Below are 19,831 nucleotides of genomic sequence, written 5' to 3' on the forward strand. Positions count from 1 at the left end.
TGCCTCCTGCAAACGGGGTCGCAAAGGGGCTTGGGAGCGGCATTTCGCGCGCGCCCAGCATCGGTTAAGCTTCACCGGAGCGTGAGGAAACGGTCCGAAGGGCGGGACAGGCGTTGGGGCTCGACGACGACATCGCGATCCTGGCCGCCGCCCCGGTGTTCGAGCTGTTCGAGCGCGACGCCCTGCGCCTGCTGAGCTTCGCCGGAGACCGGCGCCAGCTGGAGGCGGGCGAGCGGCTGTTTTCCCGCGGCGAGCCCTCCGACGGCGGCTACGTGGTGATGTCCGGCCTCGTCGCGGTCGAGTCCCGCCGCGCGGGCGAGCCGCCGGTCACGGTCGGCCGCTCCGGACTGATCGGGCGCAACGCCCTGTTCCGACAAGTCGAGCGCCCGGCCGACGCCCGCGCCGTCGAACCCGCGGAGGTGATGCGCCTGACGCCCTCCGTGATGAGCCGCGTGCTGCGCGAATTCCCCGAGGTCGCCGGCATCGTCCACGATGGCATCGCCGGGGAGTTGCGCGAGCTGATCCAGGGATTTTCTCAGGTGGGCGAGCGGTTGAAGGCGCTTGCGCCGCGTGGGCGGTGACAGAACGAGGCGGCTTTTGTAAGCACGCCCGATCCTTCGCGCCGCGAACCACCGGAACCCGACGATGTCCCAAGCTGCCTCTCATTCGGATCTCGAAAAAACCATCGAAGCCGCCTGGGAGGATCGCGCCAACGTCTCGACCGCCACCGGCGGCGCGGTGCGCGAGGCGGTGGAGGAGGCGCTGAACCTGCTCGATTCCGGCAAGGCCCGCGTCGCCGAGAAGGCCGGCGAGTCCTGGCAGGTGAACCAGTGGCTCAAGAAGGCGGTGCTCTTGTCCTTCCGCCTCAACGACATGGTGCCGATCGAGGGCGGCCCCGGCTCGTCGCCGTGGTGGGACAAGGTGCCCTCGAAATTCTCCGGCTGGGGTGAGGCCGAGTTCCGCGCCGCGGGCTTCCGCGCCGTGCCGGGCTGCTTCGTGCGCCGCGGCTCCTACATTGCGCCCGGCGCGGTCTTGATGCCGAGCTTCATCAACCTCGGCGCCCATGTCGGCGAGGGCACCATGGTCGACACCTGGGTGACCATCGGCTCCTGCGCCCAGGTGGGCAAGAACTGCCACATCTCGGGCGGGGCCGGCATCGCGGGCGTGCTGGAGCCGCTCCAGGCCAACCCGGTCATCATCGAGGACAACTGCTTCGTCGGCGCCCGCGCCGAGGTGGCCGAGGGCGTTATCGTCGGCGAGGGCTCGGTGCTGTCGATGGGCGTCTATATCGGCGCCTCGACCCGCATCATCGACCGCACCACCGGCGAAACCTTTTACGGCCGCGTCCCCCCGTATTCCGTGGTGGTGTCCGGCACGACACCGGGCAAGCCGCTCCCCGACGGTACCCCGGGCCCCGGCCTCTACTGCGCCGTCATCGTCAAGCGCGTCGACGCCGGCACCCGCGCCAAGACCGGCATCAACGAGCTGCTGCGGACCTGAGAGGGCCGGCTACGCCGTCATTGCGAGGCGGAGCCGAAGCAATCCAGCGCTCCGCACTTTCCGGAGATGTCGCGCCGCTGGATTGCTTCGCCCGAGCATCGGCCCGAAAAGTGGTCACCGGTTTTCGGAAAAAGCCGATGCGGCACAGCTTCGTATCGCTCGCAATGACGGCGTGAGAGGGCAACGCGAAGCGGTCGAATGGAAAAAGCTCTGACCACCCGCATCCTCGACCTCACCGTCGCGGGCCATCCCGTCCCGACGCCCTGCCTGGAGATCGGCAAGGGGCCGGCCGTGCTGCTGCTGCCGGCGCTGTCCTCGATCTCGGCGCGGGAGGAGATGCGGCCGCTCGCCCGCGAACTCGCCGCGGACCATCGCTGCCTCGTGCCCGACTGGCCGGGCTTCGGCGCCCATGCGCGGGCCCGCGTGCCGCTGGAGCCCGCGACCTGTCACGCCTTCCTCGACGCGCTGCTCGCCGCCGCCCCCGGCCCCTACGCCGTGGCGGTCGCGGCGGGGCATGCCGCGCCCTATCTGGCGGCCGCCGCGCGGCGCCATCCAAAGGCGTTCGGGCGGCTGGTGCTGGTGGCGCCGACCTGGCGCGGGCCGCTGCCGACCGCGATGGGGCCGGCGCGCGCCCGCTGGTTCGGGCGCATCCGCCGCGCGGTCGAGATGCCGTTGGTGGGTGAAGCGCTCTACCGCATCAACATCAGCCCGCCGATCATCGGCCGGATGATGCGCGCCCACGTCTACGCGGATGCCGCCCACGTGACGCCGGAGGTGATCCGGGCCAAGCACCGCATCACCCGCCAGACCAACGGGCGCTTCGGCACCGCCGCCTTCGTCACCGGCGGGCTCGATCCGGTCGCCACGCGCGAGGATTTTTTGGGCCTGTTCGGCCCCGACCTGCCGCCGGTGCGGGTGCTGCGGCCGGAGCGGGCGCCGCGCCGCTCGGGGGCCGAGATGGACGCGCTGATCGTGGCCGGCGGCGTCGAGGCCCGCACGGTGCCGGGCGCGCTCAGCCCGCACGAGGAGTTTTCGCAAGAGGTGGCCGCCGCGATCCGCGCCTGAACCCTCGGTTCAATGGAGACACCCGAGAAAGGCTGTCATCCGATGGCATATGGCAGGACTGTGACATGGCTGTCGCACGTCCATCATAGAGAGCTTCGGATTTCTCCAGTATCCGACTCCCGAGAGTGCCTCGTCCGATGCTCCGCCCGCCGGTCCGTCTCGCCGCCCTGCTGACCGTCCTGCTGGCCCCCCCCCTGGCCGCGCAGACCCAAACCCTGCCGCAACCGGCCCCCCCGCCGGAAAAGTCCGCGCCCTCGCTCGACAAGGACAAGCTGAACCCGTCCGCGCCCGGCCCGAAGGCCTATCTCACCGAGGAGACGGCGCCGAGCCTTGTCGCGATCCTGCCGCCGCCGCCGGGCGGCCATTCGGTGGCCGAGGCCGCCGACCGGGCGGCCTTCAACGCGACGCGGGCCTACCAGGGCACGCCGCGCTGGGCGCTCGCCACCGACGACGTCGCCGAGGGCGGCGCGGCGCTTCTCGAAGACTACGCCTGCGTGCTGGGCCAGCGGCTCGACCAGACCCGCGTGCCCGACCTGATGCGCCTGCTCGACCGGGCCCGCCTCGACATCGCGCGCGCCACCCGCGAGGCCAAGCGCCGCTACCGCCGCCTGCGCCCCTTCGTCGGCAACGAGGCGCCGATCTGCGTGGTGCGCTCGCCCGAACTCGCCGACAGCTACAGCTACCCTTCGGGCCACGCGAGCCAGGGCTGGGCCTACGGGCTGATCATGGCCAACCTCATCCCTGAGAAGGCGACGCCGCTCCTCGTGCGCAGCCGGCTCTACGGCGAGAGCCGGGTGGTCTGCGGCGTCCACTGGCTGAGCGACGTGGTGGCGGCCCGCACCGGCGCCTCGGCGCTCGTCGCGGTGCTGCTGGCCGATGCGGGCTTCCGCGCCGATCTCGAACGGGCCAGGGCCGACCTGAAGCGGGCACTCAGCGCGGGCGGCCCCAAGCCCGATCCGGCGATCTGCGCCCGCGAGGACGCCGCCGCCCGCCAGCCGCTGCTATAAATTCTTGTGCCGCATCGGCTTGTCCGAAAGCCGGCGGCCACCGTTCTCGGGCCGATGCTCTGAAACGGGACGCAGACGCAGGATTCTGCTAAGGCGCGCCCGCCCGAAGCACGGGCGCTACGGCAGCCGGCGTGGACCCGCCTCCCTCTGACCCCCTCGACCCTTCCGACCCAGAACAATATCGACACCGCCCTGAAGGGAGCCTTCGCCCCCTTCGCCGGCCGGCTGCGGCTCGATTCCGATCCGGCCGCGCTGACGCTCGCCGAGCAGGCCGCCTGCGGTGGGCTGTCGGATGCGCTCGCCACCTTCGCCGACGCGCATCCCGGCGGCGAGCGGCGGGCGGTGGCCTCGCTGTGGAGCGCCTACCTGTTCGCCGGGCTGATCGCGCCGGGGCTGGCCGCGGGCGCCCGGCTCGGGCTGGCGCTGCCGCCGGAGCGGTTCAGCCTCGCCACCGGAACCGGCCTGCCCGACGCCTTCCATCTCGCGCCCGAACTGCCGTTCCCGGCCGCACTGCCGGCCCAGGTCGATCGCCTGCTCACCGAATGCGTCGCCCCGGCGGTGCGCTGCCTGCGGGCCGAGACTGGGCTGTCGGTGCGGCTCCTGTGGGAGAATGCGGGCGGGCACCTGTTCTGGACGCTGTCGACGCTCGCCCGCGAGACCCCGGAGCGGGCCGGCGCGGTGCGGGAAGCGCTGCTGGCGCTGCGCTGGCCGCAGGAGGCCTGCGCGGCGCTCACCCTGATGCGCGCCGACGCGCTCGCCGGCCTCGACGCGCCCCGCCGCCGGGTCTGCTGCCTGCGCCACGCGCTCCCCGGTTTTCCGAAATGCGCCGGCATCTGCCCGCTGCTGCGGGGCGAGAAGGGTAGCTGAGCGCCGCCCCGTCAGGCCGCCCCGGTGCGCTTCTTCCGCCGCCGCCGGGCCAGCATGTTGAGGCCCTCCACGCCCGCCGAGAACGCCATGGCGGTGTAGATGTAGCCTTTCGGCACGTGCGCCCCGAACCCTTCCGCGATCAGCGTCATGCCGATCATGATGAGGAAGCCGAGCGCCAGCATCACCACCGTGGGGTTGGCCGCGATGAAGCGCGAGAGCGGGTCGGCGGCGATCAGCATCACGGTGACCGCGGTGACGACGGCGATGACCATGATCGGCACGTGCTCGGTCATGCCCACCGCGGTGATGATCGAATCGATCGAGAACACGAGGTCGAGCACGAGGATCTGGCCGATCGCCGCGGAGAAGCCGAGCCCGGCCCCGCCCCCGACCTTTTCCTCCGGGTTCGGATCGACGACGTGGTGAATCTCCTTGGTGGCCTTCCACAAGAGGAACAGGCCGCCCGCGATCAGGATGAGGTCGCGCCAGGAAAACGCCTTGCCGAACAATGTGAAGACCGGCTCGGTCAGGTGGACGATCCACGCGACCGTGCCGAGCAGCGCCAGCCGCAGGATGAGCGCCAGCCCGATGCCGATGCGCCGCGCCTTGGCCTGCTGGGCGGCCGGCAGCTTGTTGGTGATGATCGAGATGAAGATCAGGTTGTCGATGCCGAGCACCACCTCCATCACCACGAGGGTGGCGAGCGCGGCCCAGGCGGTCGGGTCGCTGGCGAGTTGGAGCAGGCTGTCCACGAGCGAAGAAGTCCGAAGTCAGAGCTTGAAGGGCAGGGGGAAGCGGTTGGCGCCGGTGTCGATCGGCGGGGCGAGCACGCGTACCGCCTTCGGCATCACCTTGAAGTGGGCCGGGGTCCACGTGGTCAGCTCGCCGTCGGTGTTCACGGCGCGCGGCTTGCGGGTGGTGAGCTTGAGTTCGGTCGTCTCGAAGGCGCGCACGTCCTCGGCCTGCCCGTGGGTGCCGCGGCGGAGCGCGGGCAGCAGGGCGACCAGCCGCCACCAGTGATCGACCTCCAGGCTGTAGAAATCGAGCTTGCCGTCATCGACGGTGGCGTCCTCCTGCACGGTCATGCCGCCGCCGTAATGGCGCCCGTTGCCGACCGAGGCCTGGATCGTCGTGACCTTCTCCGTCGTGCCGTCGTGCTCGATCGTCACGGTGAAGGGGCGGGCGCGCCGCAGGAGCCGGAACGCCGCGATGGCGTAGCCCACCGTACCCCACTTCTTCTTGGCCTCCGCGGTCAATTCGCCCGCCAGATCGGCCGAGAAGCCGATGCTCGCCACGTTGAAGTAGTAGTGCCCGTTGACCCAGCCGAGATCGATCGCCTTCTCGGGTGCCGTCGGGATGATCTGCGCGGCCGCCTCCGCCTCAAGCGGCAGGCCGAGCGAGCGGGCGAGGTCGTTGGCGGTGCCGAGCGGCAGGATGCCGAAGGGCAGGCCGGTCTCGACCAGGGCGGGCGCTGCCGCGTTCATGGTGCCGTCGCCGCCGCCGAGCACCACCAGATCGACCGAGGACGCGTGGCGCGTGATGGTCTCGTGGCAGTCGCGGTTGGATTCCGGCTCGATGAGGTCGAGCCCGCCCTCGCGCAGGATGGTGCGGATCGCGTCGAGGTCCGTCCCGCCGCTGCGGGCCTTGCCGTTGACGAGGAGGAGGGCGCGGCGGGGACTTCCGTCCGCCCGGCTCAAAGCGGACCTCCCGGCACGCGGGGGAGGGGAGGGGGGCACAGGAAGGGCGCGGCCGGCAAGGAATCCTCGCACGCAGGGGCGCCGCGTCAGCGCTCGGGTCGCGGGTCGGGTCCGACATCGCGGCCGACGCCTCGGCCGCCAGAGGGGCCCGGACCCGTCTCTGGAACACCCGCGATGCCGGAGGGCATGGTCGCGGGGTTAAGCTCGCGCTGAAGGTGGGGGCTTTGGGGGCGAGGGCAAGAGGCGGGGCTATTTCCTGGTCTCAGACGATCCCGAGGAAGACGGACAGCGAGCGCGACACGGCGAGCATGGTGTCCGCATCAAGCCGGCCGAACGGCGCACCGACCTTGTCGCGTCGCAGCGTCATGGCCTTGTCGATCATGACCTGGGAGGGCTTGCGCAGGCCGTTGCCCGGCGTCGGCCGCACGGTAATGCGGACCAGCGGCGCGTCCACCAGCGTGCCCGACAGGAGCAGGATGGTGACGGAATCGGTTTCTCCGAACTGGTCTGCCTGTATCACGAGGGCTGGGCGGGGCTTCCCGTAATCGCCGGACACGGAGACCGGAACGAGATCGCCGCGCTTCACACCTCGCTCTCGTCATCGAGGTCGGCGAGCGCGGCATCCATGAAGGCGTGCAGATCGGGATCGGCGGCGTCCGCGGCTGCGACCACCTGCGATTGGCGACGACACTCTTCGGCAAAGCCGGGACGGCGCGTATCGGGCACCCAGATTTGGACAGGCCTCAACCCGGCGGCTCGCAGGGCGGCACGATGCTGTCGGACGCGCTCGCGGGTCGGTGTGGTCATGGTCGGTTCCGTAGCTCGTTACATGTAACAGATAGGGAGCGGGGCGGCTCGTCAACATGATCGGCCGTCCAACCCGCTGTCACCTTTCGGACACGCCCTCCCGCCATCGCGTCCCGAGGCCGGATCGGAGGGAACCGTCCGCCCGAGCCTGCGCGTTCTCCCCGGTCGCGCCCGACCGATCGGTGATGCCATGCGCCCTCTCCTCGCCACGACCGCCCTCGCGCTCCTCGCCCTGTCGCTGCCGGCGGTCGCCCAGCAGGGGGCCGGATGGGTCGATCCGCCGGCCAAGGCGGCCGACGCGCCCGCGGCCAAGCCCGCCGTGAAACCCGCCGAGCCGGCCCCCGCGGCGCAGCCCGAGGCCGCGGCTCCGGCGCGGCGCGAGACGCGCTCGGCCACGGTGGACGCGTCGCGCGCGGCCCGCGGCACCCGCCGCGCGGGCGAGGAGCGGCAGGCCCGGCGCCAAGCGGCGCGCGAGGCCGAGATGCGGTCGCAGCGCTCGGCCCGCGTGGCGCCGCCGGTCTTCTCGGTGCCGCCGCGGGAGGCGCCCTCCATGGCACGGTCCGAGCCCGATCCGCGCTTCTCCGAATGGGCCGGCACGGCGCAGCGCCTGAGCGAGGCCTATCTCGACAGCGTGTCGAGCCCCGGCGACGGCATGGCGGCGGCGGCCCCGCGCTTCTACGGCTCGACCGTTCGCTTCCACGGTCGTACCATGTCGCTCGCTGCGTTGATGGCGGAGAAGCGGCGCTTTTCCCGGCGCTGGCCCGAGCGGCGCTACGAGCCGCAGGGCGAGCCGAAGGTCTCCTGCAACGCGGCGACCCAGAGCTGCCTGGTGCGCACCGTCCACGCGTTCAGCGCCGGAAGCCCCGGCCGCGGCGCCCGCTCGCAGGGCGTGGCCGAGCTGATGCTGACCGTGAGTTTCGCGAGTGGCCGCCCGATCATCGTCGAGGAATCGAGCCGCGTGCTGCGCCGCGGCGCCCTCAGCGCCTCCATCGGCGGGCGGGGCGGGGCCTGAACCGGCCATTCCGCTTACCCCGCCCTGTTGTGCTAGGAGGAGGCGCGAGGCCGGGGCCACGGCCCGCGAGACGGAGTGACCCACGCGTGAAAGGATCGGCAAAGGCCGCGGTGAAGGGCGGAGCGGAGGCGCCGTCCGCCCCCGAAGTGCCGGTCTCCGAGGACGATCTGCGCATCCGCGGGCTCATCCTGGCCGAACTCGACCGCCGCCGGGTGCGGCCGGTGGCGCGGCGCACGCTGGCGCTGATCGCCGAGGGCTTCGTCGAGGCCGCCGAGGGCCTGCCCGGCTACCGCGTCATCGACCGCACCGGCGCCGTGCGGCGGCACGGCGAGGACGGGACCGGCACACCGCTCACGATCCACGACCTCATCGACGAGTTGGCCGAGCGGCACGCGGCCCTGATGCTGCCCGCGCTCCCGCCGCAGGCGCCGCCGGAGCCCGCCCGCGACCCCATCGCCGACGTGCGGGCGGCGGGCGCCCGCTTCGTCGAGACGCAATCCGCCCTGGCGCGCTCGCTCGCCACCACCTCGGCCGAGCGCAGCCGGGCGCTCGCCAGCGCCGCGAGCGAGACCGTGGAGGGCTGGCGCCACCGCCTCGCCGAGCGTCTGCGCGCCAAGCCGCGCCCGGCGCCCGCCGCGGCGGCGACGCCGGGCACCCTCGACGGGCCGACCGCGCCGCAACCGGCCCTCGGCGCGCGGTTCGCGAGCGCCGGCACCAGCCTGGGCGGCGGCCTGCGGACCGTCTCGGCCCGCTCCGGCGCGGCGGCCTCGCGGCTGCGCGACGTGGTCGAGGACGGGCTCGCAGCGGGCAGCCGCCGCCCGGTGGTGCTCATGGGCCTCGGCGCGCTGGCCGGCGCGGCGCTGGTGGCCGGCCTCGCGCTCACCGGACGGGACGAGGGCGAAACCCGGACCGAGCGGCAGGAGGCGCGCAACACCGCGCCCCAAGCCGAGCCGGCCGCGCCCGAGGCCACGCCTCCGGCCGCGCAGGGCAACGCCGACACGCCCCCGCCCGAGACCGACCAGCGTCCCCCTGAGCCGCGGCGCAACCCCAACGCCGTCGAGGGCCCGGCGGAGGTGATCGACACCGCGACCCTGCGGGTCGGCGGCAAGCTCGTGCGCCTGTTCGGGGTCGAGTGGGTGCGCGGCGGGCAGGCCGACGAGCTGTCGAAGTACCTGCGCGGCCGCTCCGTCACCTGCCTGCCCGCGGCCGGCAGCAGCGCGCATGTCTGCACCGTCGAGGGGCGCGACCTGTCGGAAGTCGTGCTGTTCAACGGCGGCGGCCGCGCCTCGTCGGAGGCCACGCCCGAACTCGTCGCCGCCGAGGACCACGCCCGCACCGAACGGCTGGGGGTGTGGAAGAAGTGAGGCGCCGCCCGCGAGGCCGGGCGATCGGCTAAACTGTCAGCGGCGCACGATTCGCGCAGCGAAACAGCATGGCTCCCATGACCATCTCGCTCGGCCTGAGCGCCTTCGCCGTCGTCCTCGCGCTGCTCGTGGTGGTGACGCTCGCCATCGGCATCCGCACGATCCCGCAGGGGCACGTCCACACCGTCGAGCGGTTCGGGCGCTACGACCGTTCGCTCGAATCCGGCCTCGGCCTGATCATCCCCTACGTCGAGCGGATCGGCCGGCGGGTGAACATCATGGAGCAGGTCGTCGAGGTGCCGAGCCAGGAGGCCTTCACCCGCGACAACGCGGGCGTGCGGATCGACGCGGTGGTGTTCTATCAGGTGCTCGACGCTGCGCGCGCCTCCTACGAGGTCTCGAACCTGCAGATGGCGCTGCTGACCCTGACCATGACCAACATCCGCACCGTGGTCGGCTCGATGGACCTCGACCAGCTCCTGTCCCACCGCGACGAGATCAACGAGCGGCTGCTGCGGGTGCTCGATGCGGCCGCCGCCCCCTGGGGCGTCAAGATGAACCGCGTCGAGATCAAGGACATCCTGCCGCCCGCCGACCTCGCGGGCGCCATGGCCCGGCAGATGAAGGCCGAGCGCGAGAAGCGCGCCTCGGTACTGGAGGCCGAGGGCCAGCGCCAGGCCGAGATTTTACGCGCGGAAGGGCGCAAGCAATCGGCGATTCTCGAAGCGGAAGGCCGCCGCGAGGCCGCCTTCCGCGATGCCGAGGCACGCGAGCGCGGCGCCGAGGCCGAAGCGAAGGCCACCGCCATGGTGAGCGAGGCCATCGCTCAAGGCGACCTCGCGGCGGCGAACTTTCTGGTGGCGGAAAAATACGTCGAGGCGATCCGCGCCATCGCCACCGCGCCGAACCAGCGTGTCGTCGTCGTGCCGATCGAGGCGTCGGCGCTCGCCGGCACGCTCGGCGGCATCGCCGAGATCACCCGCTCGGTCTTCGGCGATCCGGGCAGCGCCGCGACGGGCCGCGGCGGCCTGCCGCCGCGCGTGCCCGCCACGCCGCCGCAGGCCTGATCCCCGTGTTCGACGCGCTCTCGCCCGCCTGGGCCTGGATCATCGCCGGGCTCGTGCTCGTGGGCGGCGAACTCGTGCTGCCGGGCGTCTTCCTCGTCTGGCTCGGCCTCGCCGCCGGACTCACGGGGCTGATCGAGTCCGCCCTCGGCCTGCCCTGGCAGGGGCAGCTCGTGCTGTTCTCCGCGCTCTCCGTCGCCGCCGTGGTACTGGCCAACCGCCTCAACCGGCAGCGGGCGCCGACCCTGAACCTCGGCGCCCACCGCCTGATCGGCCGCACGTTCCGGCTGGAGCAGGACATCGCCGCGGGCGAGGGCCGCGCCCGCCTCGACGACACGCTCTGGCGCGTCGCCGGGCCCGACCTGCCCGCGGGTACGCCGGTGCGGGTGACGGGCGTGGAGGGGACGGTGCTTCGGGTGGCTCCCGTCCCGCAGGAGGATGAGGTTTTGGGGTCTTCGCGCGTCTGAAACAGGATGCACCGGAACGGCAGAACTGTACCTTGTGCGGTACGCGTGCTATGGGTCGGGAGGCTTGAATGTCCCTGAAGCGCGTCCCGGCCATCTTCTTTCGGACCGAGGCCGGCAACGAACCGGTGCGGGATTGGCTCAAGGCACTCGACCAAGCGGATCGCCGCCGGATCGGGGAGGACATCAAGCTGACCGAGTACGGCTGGCCGATCGGAATGCCGACCTGTCGCCCGATGGGCGAGGGCTTGCACGAAGTCCGATCCCGGATTTCGAACGGTCGGATCGCCCGGGTGCTGTTCTACATCGATGCGCGGCAGCGGATGGTTCTGCTGCACGCCTTCATCAAGAAATCCCAGGCCACGCCGGCCGAGGATCTGCGGCTCGCCAGAACCAACAAGCGCAAGCACGAGCAAGGCCTGTCATGACGCAGACGCCGTTCGACCACAGCGGATCGTCCTTCGACGACTTCTTGGAGGAGGAAGGACTGCTCGAAGAGACAGAGGCCGCGGCCCTCAAGCGGGTGATCGCGTGGCACTTGGCGGAGGCGATGAAGGCGGAGGGGGTCAGCAAGAAGGCCCTGGCGGAGCGGCTGGGCACCAGCCGCTCGCAGCTCGACCGCCTGCTCGATCCCGACAACCCCAACGTCCACCTGACGACCATCGCGCGGGCCGCCCGCGCGGTCGGCAAGCGGTTGCGAATCGAAATGATCGACGCCGTTTGACCGCCCCTCAGCGGATGAGGTTGGTCTTCGCCAGATCGAGGATCGAATCCCCCCGCCCGCTCATCACCGCCTGGAGGGCGTAGAGGCTGAAGCCCTTCACCTGCTCGGCCTGGAGTTTCGGCGGCATGGCGAGTTCCTGGCGGTTCGTCACCACGTCGAGCAGCGCGGGGCCGGGATGCGAGAGCACGTCGCGGATCGCGCCCTCCAGATCGCCGGGGTCCTCGACGCGGCGGGCATGGATGCCGACGGCGCGGGCCATGGCGGAGAAGTCGGGGTTCTGCAGCTCCACGCCGGTCTCGAGATAGCCTGCGGCCTTCATCTCCAGCTCGACGAAGCCCAGCGTGCCGTTGTTGAAGATCACCACCTTCACCGGCAGCTTTTCCTGGGTGAGGGTGAGGATGTCGCCCATCAGCATGGCGAAGCCGCCGTCGCCCGAGAGCGAGATCACCTGCCGGCCGGGGCTCGCCGCCTGGATGCCGATGGCGTGCGGCAGGGCGTTGGCCATCGAGCCGTGTGCCCAGGAGCCGATCAGGCGCCGCCCCGCGGTCATGTGCAGGTAGCGCGCCGCCCAGACCGTGGGCGTGCCGACATCGGCCGTGAACACGGCGTCGTCGGTGGCCGCCTCGCTGAGGAGTTTCGTGAGGTATTGCGGGTGGATCGGCCGGCGGCCGGGCTTGCCGGTGGCGAGATCGTCCAGCCCCTCGCGGGCCTTGGCGTAGTGCTTGAGGCTGGCGTCGAGATGGCGGCGGCTCTCGTTGCCGGTGAGCCGCGGCAGCAGCGCTTCAATGGTCGCCGTTACGTCACCGACGAGGCCGAGTTCGAGCCGGCAGCGCCGCCCGAGATTCTCCGGGCGGATATCGACCTGGGCGATGCGGGCGTGCTCGGGGTAGAACTGGCGGTAGGGGAAGTCGGTGCCGAGCATCAGCAGGGTCTCGCAGGCCTCCATCGCGGCGTAGCCCGAGGAGAAGCCGATCAGCCCGGTCATGCCGACATCGTAGGGGTTGTCGTGCTCGACATGCTCCTTGCCGCCGAGCGCGTGGACGATGGGGCTCTTCAGCCGCTCGGCCAGCTGCATCAGCGGGGCATGCGCCCCGGCGCAGCCGCGCCCGCACAGCAGCGTGATCTTCTTGGACCCGTTGAGAAGCTCGGCGAGGCGGTCGAGGTCGTCAGGCTGCGGGACCACGATGGGCGCGCGCGGCCGCAGCGTCGAGGCCGCCGCCAGCGTCCGCTCGGGCGCGGGCTTCAGCGCCACGGTGCCCGGGATGACGACGACGGCGACGCCGCGCTGGCCCACCGCCGCGCGGATCGCGGTCTCCAGGACGTTGGGCAGCTGCGCCGGATCGGAGACCAGCTCGCAGAAATGGCTGCAATCGCGGAACAGCTCCTCGGGGCGCGTCGCCTGGAAGTAGTTCAGGCCGATCTCGGAGGAGGGGATGTGCGCGGCGATCGCCAGCACCGGGGTGCGGGTGCGATGGGCGTCGTAGAGGCCGTTGATGAGATGGAGGTTGCCCGGCCCGCAGGAGCCGGCGCAGACCGCGAGTTCACCGGTCACCTGCGCCTCGCCCGCGGCGGCGAAGGCCGCGACCTCCTCGTGGCGGACATGGACCCACTCGATCACGTCGCGGGCCCGGATCGCCTCGGTGATCCCGTTCAGGCTGTCGCCGACGAGCCCGTAGATCCGCCGCACGCCCGCGAGCTGGAGCGTCTCGACGATGAGATCGGATACGTTGTCGGAGGCCATGCGCCGTCTCCCCGGTGACCGCGGGTGGGTCGATGCGGGCCAACGTCGGGGTGGGGCGTTTGTTCGAGGGTCGAGGCGAATTTCACAATTGATGCAGGATGTTGCCAGTCTCAGCAGGACGGCTCGCAGCCATATTTCTCGGCGATGAACCGCGTCCGTTCCTGCGCACCGATCTGTTCCCGCTCGAAGGCGAGGAGGTCGCGCCGCATTTCGTCCGTCAGCCGAACACCCTCGACAGCACTGATCCGTTCGAACGCGTCGAGGCCGAGAGCGGCATTCGCCGCCGCTCTCGGCCCTCTTCGCTTGCGATCCTTGCTCATGCGGAGCAGCGAGCGCCTCAGGTGTTCATCGAGTCGAAGAAGTCGCTGTTGCTCTTGGTCTGGCGCAGCTTGTCCATGAGGAACTCGATCGCGTCTGTGACGCCCATCGGGTTGAGGATGCGGCGGAGCACATAGGTCTTCTTGAGCGAGTCCGGCGGCACCAGCAGCTCCTCCTTGCGGGTGCCGGAGCGGGTGATGTCGATGGCCGGGAAGATGCGCTTGTCCGAGACCTTGCGGTCGAGGATGATCTCGGAGTTGCCGGTGCCCTTGAACTCCTCGAAGATCACCTCGTCCATGCGCGAGCCGGTGTCGATGAGCGCGGTGGCGATGATCGAGAGCGAGCCGCCCTCCTCGATGTTGCGGGCCGCGCCGAAGAAGCGCTTGGGCCGCTGCAGCGCGTTGGCATCGACGCCGCCGGTCAGCACCTTGCCCGAGGACGGCACGACGGTGTTGTAGGCCCGGCCCAGGCGCGTGATGGAATCCAGCAGGATCACCACGTCGCGGCCGTGCTCGACGAGGCGCTTGGCCTTCTCGATCACCATCTCGGCGACCTGCACGTGGCGGGTGGCCGGCTCGTCGAAGGTCGAGGCGATGACCTCGCCCTTCACCGAACGGATCATGTCGGTCACCTCCTCCGGGCGCTCGTCGATGAGCAGCACGATGAGGTAGCATTCCGGGTGGTTGAGGGTGATCGACTGCGCGATGTTCTGCATCAGCACGGTCTTGCCGGTGCGCGGCGGCGCGACGATCAGCGCGCGCTGGCCCTTGCCGATCGGCGAGACGATGTCGATGATCCGGGGCGAGAAGTCCTTCTTGGTCGGGTTGTCCAGCTCGAGCTTGAACCGCTTGGTGGGGAACAGCGGCGTCAGGTTGTCGAAGTGGACCTTGTGCTTGATCTTCTCCGGGTTCTCGAAGTTGATCGTGTTGACCTTGATCAGGGCGAAATAGCGCTCGCCGTCCTTGGGGCCGCGGATCGGGCCTTCCACCGTGTCGCCGGTGCGCAGGCCGAAGCGGCGGATTTGAGTCGGCGAGATGTAGATGTCGTCCGGGCCCGGCAGGTAGTTCGAGTCGTTCGAGCGCAGGAAGCCGAACCCGTCCTGCAGCACCTCGACGGTGCCGGCGCCGATGATCTCGGTCTCGTTGGCCGCGAGTTGCTTGAGGATCGCGAACATCAGCTCCTGCTTGCGCATGGTCGAGGCGTTCTCGACCTCGACCTCCTCGGCAAAGGCGATGAGTTCGGTCGGCGACTTGGATTTGAGATCCTGGAGCCGCACCTCGCGCCGGATCGCGGCCTCCGTGGCCACGGGGCCGTCCTCGGACGGCGTATCGACGGGGGCGAGGGCGTCGTTCTGTGACGTCATGTGGGGGGATGCAACCAACGAAGGCGGGAAGGATTGGCCGGTCGGGACGAAAGGGCCGGGCGCCGGGGAGACGCCCCAGGTCCGGCAAGGCTGCGAGCGCAGCGGTCCGGCCCACGCATCGGTTCCTCTCGGCTTGGAAAAGCCCCAGGGATGCGACACGGCTGCAATCGGAAAGCGATCGTGCTTATCGCGTTTCGGGGATGGGCTCAAGTGGAGAGTCGGTCGAACACGAGATGCCGTGAGACGGAAAACCCTCCCCCGTCATTCCGGGGCCGCGCAGCGGAACCCGGAATCCACCCGTGATGCGACACGACACAAAGCAACGAGGCCAGTCGTGGATTCCGGGTTCTCGCCTTCGGCGAGCCCCGGAATGACGGTTGAGGCATCCATCACCTTACCGCCGCCGCAGGCGGACGTAGAGCGCGCCCGCGCCGCCGTGGTGGCGCGCCGCCTCCTCGAAGCCGAGGACGAGACTGCGCAGTTCGGGGCCGCGCAGCCAGTGGGGCACGCTCCGGCGCAGGACGCCGCGTTCGGAGAAGCCGGAATCGGAAAAACCCTCGCCGCCCTTGCCGGTGACGACGAGGACGCGGGCGTGGCCGGCCGCGCGCGCCCGCATCAGGAAGCCGACGAGCGCCGCGTGCGCCTCCGCCTGATAGAGCCCGTGCAGGTCGATCCGCGCCTCGATCGCGAGCGTCCCGCGCTCCAGGCCGCGCCGCTCCTTGCGCTCCAGCCCCGGCGGGGCCGGGGCGGCGGGGGGACGGGCGGGCGGGGAGAGGGCGGCGGTGGCGCCCGCGAGGTCGCCGAGCTTCACCGGCCGCTTGTGCGTCGGCAGGGCCGTCTTGGCGGAGGGCCGCAGGGTCGGCGGCGCCGTGACGGCGGGATTGGGTTTGGCCGGCTTCGGCGACGCCGGCTTGGGAAGGTTCGGCTTCGCAGGACTCGGCTTGGCCGAAACGGGCACCGCCGGCTCGGCCTCGGGCGCGGGCTTCTTCGGCCGTGCCCGGCCGCGCAGGGGCGTGATCAGCTTGGCGATCTCGCCCCACAGATACGCCTCCTCGCGGGAGAGCGCGCGCCGCCGCGGCGGCCTCACGGCCGGGACTCCCCGGCCGGTTTGGGCAGCAAAACAACAAAACCCATCCGGTCGTGCAGATCGCCCGCGGCGACGCCCGCCTTGGCGCCGGTGCCGACATAGAGGTCGCCCCGCGCCGGGCCGAGGATGGCCGAGCCGGTGTCGGCGGCGATGACGAGGTGCCCGCGTCCGGGCTGGCCCGGCAGCTTGCCTTCGAGGAAGAACGGCAGGCCGTAGCGCCACAGGTTGCCGTCCACCGCCATGCTGCGGCCGGGGCTCAAGGGGGCGCCCGCGGCGCCGGGGGGCCCGAGGCGGGCATCCTCCACCGGCTCGACCCGGAAGAAGACGTAGGATTGGTTCATCCGCATCAGCCGGCGGGCGTGGTCGGGGTTGGCCCGCAGCCACGTGGTCCAGCGCTCCAGGCTCAGCCCGTTGAGCGGCAGGTGGCCTTCCGCCACCAGGAGCTTGCCGATCGAGGTGTAGGGCTGGCCGTTCTTGCCGTCGTAGAGCACCCGCACCGAGCGCCCGTCCGGCAGCCGCGCGCGGCCCGACCCCTGCACCTGAAGCACGAACAGATCGACCGCGTCGCGCAGCCACAGAACCGGCCGCGTATGGGCCGCGACGGCGCCGTCCTCAATCGCGGCGCGGTCGGGATAGGGCTCCAGCCCCGTCGCATTGCGGCGGCCCGCCTTGTAGATCGGGTCCAACCCCAGCGCGGTCTCGCCCGGCGCCAGTGTCACGAGGTCGTCGGGCCGGGCCAGCACGGGGGCGGTGTAGCCGGGGCCGGGCTCGGGTGCGCCGACGAGTTCGGGCTCGAAATAGCCGGTGAGGAAGCCGAGCCGCCGCTCGGGCTCAGGCCCGTTCGCCGGGCGCACGATCCGATAGGCCGAGAACCGCCCCTCGAAGAATTTTTTTGCCTCACCCGGCTTCACCTCGGCTGCCGCGGCGCAGGCGGCGGCGAGGTCGGCGGGGTTGCCGGTGACGCCCGCAGCCTGGGGCGGGTTCGGCCCCGGCGCGGCGCAGGTGCGGCGGAAGGCGTCGAGGGCGGCGGCCGCGTCGTCCGCGCCCCAGCCGGTCAGATTGCCGAGCGCCACCGGCTCCAGCACGCCGTCGCCGACGCGCGAGGGCGCCTCCGCGGAGGCGGAGCAGACGGAAACGGCCGCAGCGGCGAGGACCGCTGCGGCCGGAAGGAGAACGCGTCGGAACGGCATGACCTACAAAAAAGTCAGCCGCCCGCGTCGGTGGCGACGAGCTGCCAGTTCGGATCGCGCGAGCCGAGCGTGCGGGCGAAGGTCCACACGTCGGGCACCTCGACGCCGGTCTCGGCATTGCCGTCGATCACCTTGCCCTCGGCATCGCGGGTGGCGGTGATGAGGTTCGACAGGAAGCGCACGGTGACCTGCGCGACGCGGTTGCGGACATCGACGGCGACGATCTCGGCCTTGTCGATCGAGATGAAGGTGGTCTCGGCGGTCTCGCGGCGCTTCTCGCGCTCGGAGATCGCCCGCTCGAAGCCCTCGCAGACCTCCTTCGACAGCAGCATCCGCAGGGTCTTGCGGTCGCCCGTGGCGAAGGCGGTGACGATCGCCTCGTAGGCGCTCTTGGCGCCCTCCAGGAAGGCGCGCGGCTCGAAGGCCGGCTCGACCTGCACGATCTGCTCCAGGCCGCGGGCGACCGCCGAGCCCGGCTCGGCGATGCCGCGCCAGTCGCGCGGGGCGGCCGCCTGCGTCGGGGCGGGCTGGGCGCGGTCGGCCCCGGGCAGGCGCACCACGTTGTCGCCGTCCTGGCGCGCGCCGGGCGCGTCGGTGCGGTTGCGCTCCACCGGGCGGAAGGGCGAGCGCTCCGTCCCGGTCTTCTGGCCCAGGACCGAGCGCAGCCGCCAGATGACGAAGACGGCGAGCGCCAGGAAAATCAGGGTGGTTGCGTCGAAGGAATCCTGCATCACCGATCCGAATCGTGCCCGTCGCACGCGTGAGGCTGACACCCGAGGGCTGCCGGAGGGGGACCCCGCGCGATCCGTGCTCCGGCGGGGCCGGCCGGCGCCGTTCCTGCGGTCAGGGGCACGTCTCGCGAAAAGGCTTTCGAAGCTCTTAGCCGAGCCCGGAGCAAGGAGCGAGCCGGAAGCTTGGCATCTTGAAGGCGAATGTCTCCGGCGTCGAGAACTCCGTGAGTCCTACGTGATATGGGTGAGGCCGCGCGCGATTCCAGGCGCGTCGGCGGGGCAATCGCCCGCAGGGCATGGCCGACGTCATGGTTACCCCCGGCTTGTTCGCGGCGGGGTGGCATGTTAGCGCGCTGCCCGCGCCGGACTACGGGCGCGCCGGCCCACAAAGCCGCGCAGCAACGACGCGAGGAGGAAATTCGTCATGGCCGACACCGCGGCACCCAACGGCAACGGCGCCCAGGACGGCGACCTCACCCCCGCGATCAACGCGCTGGCGCAGTACACCAAGGATCTCTCGTTCGAGAACCCGAACGCGCCGCGCTCGCTGCAGCCGCAGGACGGCGGGCCGCAGATCAACATCCAGGTCAACGTCAACGCCTCGCAGCTCGCCGAGGCCGACTTCGAGGTCGAGCTGTCGCTGGAAGGCGACGCCAAGATCAAGAACGAGGTGCTGTTCAAGTTCGAGCTGAAGTACGGCGGCGTCTTCCGGATGCGCAACATCCCGCAGGAGCAGCTGCACCCGGCGGTGATGATCGAGTGCCCGCGCCTGCTGTTCCCGTTCGCGCGCCAGATCGTCGCCGAGGCCGTGCGCAACGGCGGCTTCCCGCCGCTCTACATCGACCCGATCGACTTCGTCGGCCTCTACCGCCAGAAGATGGAAGAGGCCCAGGCCGCGCAGGGCCAGGGCGCCCCGCTCGCCTCGTAAGCGACGGATAAACCTCAGGTTGAGAAGGGCCTCGACGCATAAGCACCGGGGCCCTTTCCTATGTTAACGACGGGCCGGACCTGTGGCCGGCGGGCCGCACTTCGCCCGGAGGGGTTGTGATAGGCGAAAATTCGCTGCCGCTCCGGCAGGGGTTTCGAGCCGTCCGACCATGTTCCGCCTCTCGCTCGCCGCGCTGCTCCTCACTGTGGGCCTCTCCGCCTGCGCCACCATCGCGCCCAACATCCTGTCGCCGCAGGACACGGCCGACCTGAAATTCACCAGCCTGGAGGTCGTGGTCCCGCCCGAGACGCGGATCGACTGGACCTCGGCGGAAGACGAGTACCTGAGCGAGCGCAAGCTCTCCCGCACCGATCCGGCCCTGGTCGCCACCCCGGAGGCGCGCGCCCATCTGCGCAACCTCGCCGCCGCCCGCCTCAAGGCGAAGCTCGAGCGCGTGATCGCCGAGCGCCCCGCCGGCACCCGCCCGGTGCGCCTCGTCGCGACGATCAAGGAGGTCTCGATCCCGTCGGCCGTCAAACGCGTCATCGTCGGCGGCACCCCCTCGGTCCGCGCCGACATCGACGTGATCGACGCCCGCTCGGGCGCCCTGCTGACGACCTATCGCGGCGCCACGGGCACCAAATATGCCGGCAACGGCGTCTACGGCGTCATCGGCGACGGCCTCGCCCAGGCCATGGGCGCCGACGACCTCTACGACCGCGCCGCCGCCGACTATGCCGACGGCTTCGGCGGCTGGCTCAAGCCGCGCTGAGGCGTCACGCCGCAGCCACTGAAACGGCTTCGGCGGCAGGAGCTTACGGCCGCGCTTGTCCGGGAAGGCCGGCCGGCGGCACTGACAAATGAGAAAACCGCGGCTCTGCGGGGTTATGGCCGAGCGCGGA

23 protein-coding genes are annotated in these 19,831 nt (G+C 71.2%); 13 read left to right on the plus strand and 10 right to left on the minus strand.

Annotated features, from left to right (window positions below):
- Window positions 1–113: 113 nt before the first annotated feature.
- The 5 genes from AAHG03_RS09920 to fhuF all read left to right on the plus strand — a co-directional run bounded on the left by AAHG03_RS09920 (window position 114) and on the right by fhuF (window position 4,439).
- Complete coding sequence (locus tag AAHG03_RS09920) at window positions 114–581, plus strand: Crp/Fnr family transcriptional regulator (RefSeq protein ID WP_342150462.1); 468 nt, start codon at window positions 114–116, stop codon at window positions 579–581.
- 64 nt (window positions 582–645) lie between these two features.
- Window positions 646–1,500: a 2,3,4,5-tetrahydropyridine-2,6-dicarboxylate N-succinyltransferase gene (gene dapD, locus AAHG03_RS09925; protein ID WP_342150464.1), complete on the plus strand. Its 855-nt coding sequence runs from the start codon at window positions 646–648 to the stop codon at window positions 1,498–1,500.
- 198 nt (window positions 1,501–1,698) lie between these two features.
- Complete coding sequence (locus AAHG03_RS09930; protein ID WP_342150465.1) at window positions 1,699–2,565, plus strand: alpha/beta fold hydrolase; 867 nt, start codon at window positions 1,699–1,701, stop codon at window positions 2,563–2,565.
- Between the two features lie 137 nt (window positions 2,566–2,702).
- Entirely contained in the window at window positions 2,703–3,572 is an 870-nt protein-coding gene (locus AAHG03_RS09935) for an acid phosphatase (protein ID WP_412759735.1), read from the plus strand.
- A gap of 342 nt (window positions 3,573–3,914) precedes the next feature.
- Window positions 3,915–4,439, plus strand: coding sequence for a siderophore-iron reductase FhuF (gene fhuF, locus AAHG03_RS09940; RefSeq protein ID WP_342150467.1), 525 nt, complete (start codon window positions 3,915–3,917; stop codon window positions 4,437–4,439).
- Between the two features lie 11 nt (window positions 4,440–4,450).
- On the opposite strand, the gene AAHG03_RS09945 is transcribed toward fhuF, so the two are convergent.
- The 4 genes from AAHG03_RS09945 to AAHG03_RS09960 form a co-directional block, all read right to left on the minus strand.
- Complete coding sequence (locus AAHG03_RS09945) at window positions 4,451–5,191, minus strand: TerC family protein (RefSeq protein ID WP_342150468.1); 741 nt, start codon at window positions 5,189–5,191, stop codon at window positions 4,451–4,453.
- Window positions 5,192–5,209: 18 nt separating this feature from the next.
- Window positions 5,210–6,136 carry a lipid kinase gene (locus AAHG03_RS09950; protein ID WP_342150469.1) on the minus strand — a complete coding sequence of 309 codons (927 nt, stop codon included), beginning with the start codon at window positions 6,134–6,136 and terminating at the stop codon, window positions 5,210–5,212.
- A 262-nt stretch (window positions 6,137–6,398) separates the two neighbouring features.
- Window positions 6,399–6,722, minus strand: a complete 324-nt coding sequence (locus AAHG03_RS09955) for a type II toxin-antitoxin system PemK/MazF family toxin (RefSeq protein ID WP_342150470.1) — start codon at window positions 6,720–6,722, stop codon at window positions 6,399–6,401.
- Window positions 6,719–6,943 (minus strand): antitoxin MazE family protein, encoded by a 225-nt coding sequence (locus AAHG03_RS09960; protein WP_342150471.1) that lies wholly within the window; start codon window positions 6,941–6,943, stop codon window positions 6,719–6,721. The genes AAHG03_RS09955 and AAHG03_RS09960 overlap by 4 nt, the downstream gene beginning before the upstream one ends.
- Window positions 6,944–7,133: 190 nt before the next feature.
- On the opposite strand from AAHG03_RS09960, the gene AAHG03_RS09965 reads away from it, so the two are divergent.
- The 6 genes from AAHG03_RS09965 (at window position 7,134) to AAHG03_RS09990 (ending at window position 11,571) form a co-directional block, all read left to right on the plus strand.
- Window positions 7,134–7,955 carry a hypothetical protein gene (locus AAHG03_RS09965; protein ID WP_342150472.1) on the plus strand — a complete coding sequence of 274 codons (822 nt, stop codon included), beginning with the start codon at window positions 7,134–7,136 and terminating at the stop codon, window positions 7,953–7,955.
- Window positions 7,956–8,041: 86 nt separating this feature from the next.
- A complete protein-coding gene (locus AAHG03_RS09970) occupies window positions 8,042–9,319 on the plus strand; it encodes a thermonuclease family protein (RefSeq protein ID WP_342150473.1) in 1,278 nt (425 codons plus the stop codon).
- Between the two features lie 77 nt (window positions 9,320–9,396).
- On the plus strand, window positions 9,397–10,386 hold the full coding sequence (locus AAHG03_RS09975) for an SPFH domain-containing protein (protein WP_342150534.1): 990 nt from the start codon (window positions 9,397–9,399) through the stop codon (window positions 10,384–10,386).
- A 5-nt stretch (window positions 10,387–10,391) separates the two neighbouring features.
- Window positions 10,392–10,850 carry an NfeD family protein gene (locus AAHG03_RS09980; RefSeq protein ID WP_342150474.1) on the plus strand — a complete coding sequence of 153 codons (459 nt, stop codon included), beginning with the start codon at window positions 10,392–10,394 and terminating at the stop codon, window positions 10,848–10,850.
- 68 nt (window positions 10,851–10,918) lie between these two features.
- Window positions 10,919–11,275, plus strand: a complete 357-nt coding sequence (locus tag AAHG03_RS09985) for a type II toxin-antitoxin system RelE/ParE family toxin (protein ID WP_342150475.1) — start codon at window positions 10,919–10,921, stop codon at window positions 11,273–11,275.
- Window positions 11,272–11,571 carry a helix-turn-helix domain-containing protein gene (locus AAHG03_RS09990; protein ID WP_342150476.1) on the plus strand — a complete coding sequence of 100 codons (300 nt, stop codon included), beginning with the start codon at window positions 11,272–11,274 and terminating at the stop codon, window positions 11,569–11,571. The genes AAHG03_RS09985 and AAHG03_RS09990 overlap by 4 nt, the downstream gene beginning before the upstream one ends.
- 7 nt (window positions 11,572–11,578) lie before the next feature.
- On the opposite strand, the gene poxB is transcribed toward AAHG03_RS09990, so the two are convergent.
- The 6 genes from poxB to AAHG03_RS10020 all read right to left on the minus strand — a co-directional run bounded on the left by poxB (window position 11,579) and on the right by AAHG03_RS10020 (window position 18,001).
- Window positions 11,579–13,312 carry a ubiquinone-dependent pyruvate dehydrogenase gene (gene poxB, locus AAHG03_RS09995; RefSeq protein ID WP_342150477.1) on the minus strand — a complete coding sequence of 578 codons (1,734 nt, stop codon included), beginning with the start codon at window positions 13,310–13,312 and terminating at the stop codon, window positions 11,579–11,581.
- Between the two features lie 110 nt (window positions 13,313–13,422).
- Window positions 13,423–13,632: a hypothetical protein gene (locus AAHG03_RS10000; protein WP_342150478.1), complete on the minus strand. Its 210-nt coding sequence runs from the start codon at window positions 13,630–13,632 to the stop codon at window positions 13,423–13,425.
- 17 nt (window positions 13,633–13,649) lie between these two features.
- Window positions 13,650–14,993 (minus strand): transcription termination factor Rho, encoded by a 1,344-nt coding sequence (rho, locus tag AAHG03_RS10005; RefSeq protein ID WP_342150479.1) that lies wholly within the window; start codon window positions 14,991–14,993, stop codon window positions 13,650–13,652.
- A 394-nt stretch (window positions 14,994–15,387) separates the two neighbouring features.
- Window positions 15,388–16,080, minus strand: a complete 693-nt coding sequence (locus tag AAHG03_RS10010; protein WP_342150480.1) for a Smr/MutS family protein — start codon at window positions 16,078–16,080, stop codon at window positions 15,388–15,390.
- Window positions 16,077–17,270 (minus strand): murein transglycosylase A, encoded by a 1,194-nt coding sequence (mltA, locus tag AAHG03_RS10015; protein WP_342150481.1) that lies wholly within the window; start codon window positions 17,268–17,270, stop codon window positions 16,077–16,079. The genes AAHG03_RS10010 and mltA overlap by 4 nt, the downstream gene beginning before the upstream one ends.
- A 14-nt stretch (window positions 17,271–17,284) precedes the next feature.
- Window positions 17,285–18,001: a Tim44/TimA family putative adaptor protein gene (locus AAHG03_RS10020; protein ID WP_342150482.1), complete on the minus strand. Its 717-nt coding sequence runs from the start codon at window positions 17,999–18,001 to the stop codon at window positions 17,285–17,287.
- Window positions 18,002–18,425: 424 nt separating this feature from the next.
- On the opposite strand from AAHG03_RS10020, the gene secB reads away from it, so the two are divergent.
- Together secB and AAHG03_RS10030 are read left to right on the plus strand one after the other, a co-directional pair.
- Window positions 18,426–18,929, plus strand: coding sequence for a protein-export chaperone SecB (gene secB, locus AAHG03_RS10025; RefSeq protein ID WP_342150483.1), 504 nt, complete (start codon window positions 18,426–18,428; stop codon window positions 18,927–18,929).
- Window positions 18,930–19,098: 169 nt separating this feature from the next.
- Window positions 19,099–19,701, plus strand: a complete 603-nt coding sequence (locus AAHG03_RS10030) for a hypothetical protein (RefSeq protein WP_342150484.1) — start codon at window positions 19,099–19,101, stop codon at window positions 19,699–19,701.
- The last annotated feature ends 130 nt before the right edge of the window (window positions 19,702–19,831 follow it).

This window comes from Methylorubrum subtropicum (assembly GCF_038442325.1).
Classification (GTDB): Bacteria; Pseudomonadota; Alphaproteobacteria; order Rhizobiales; family Beijerinckiaceae; genus Methylobacterium; species Methylobacterium subtropicum.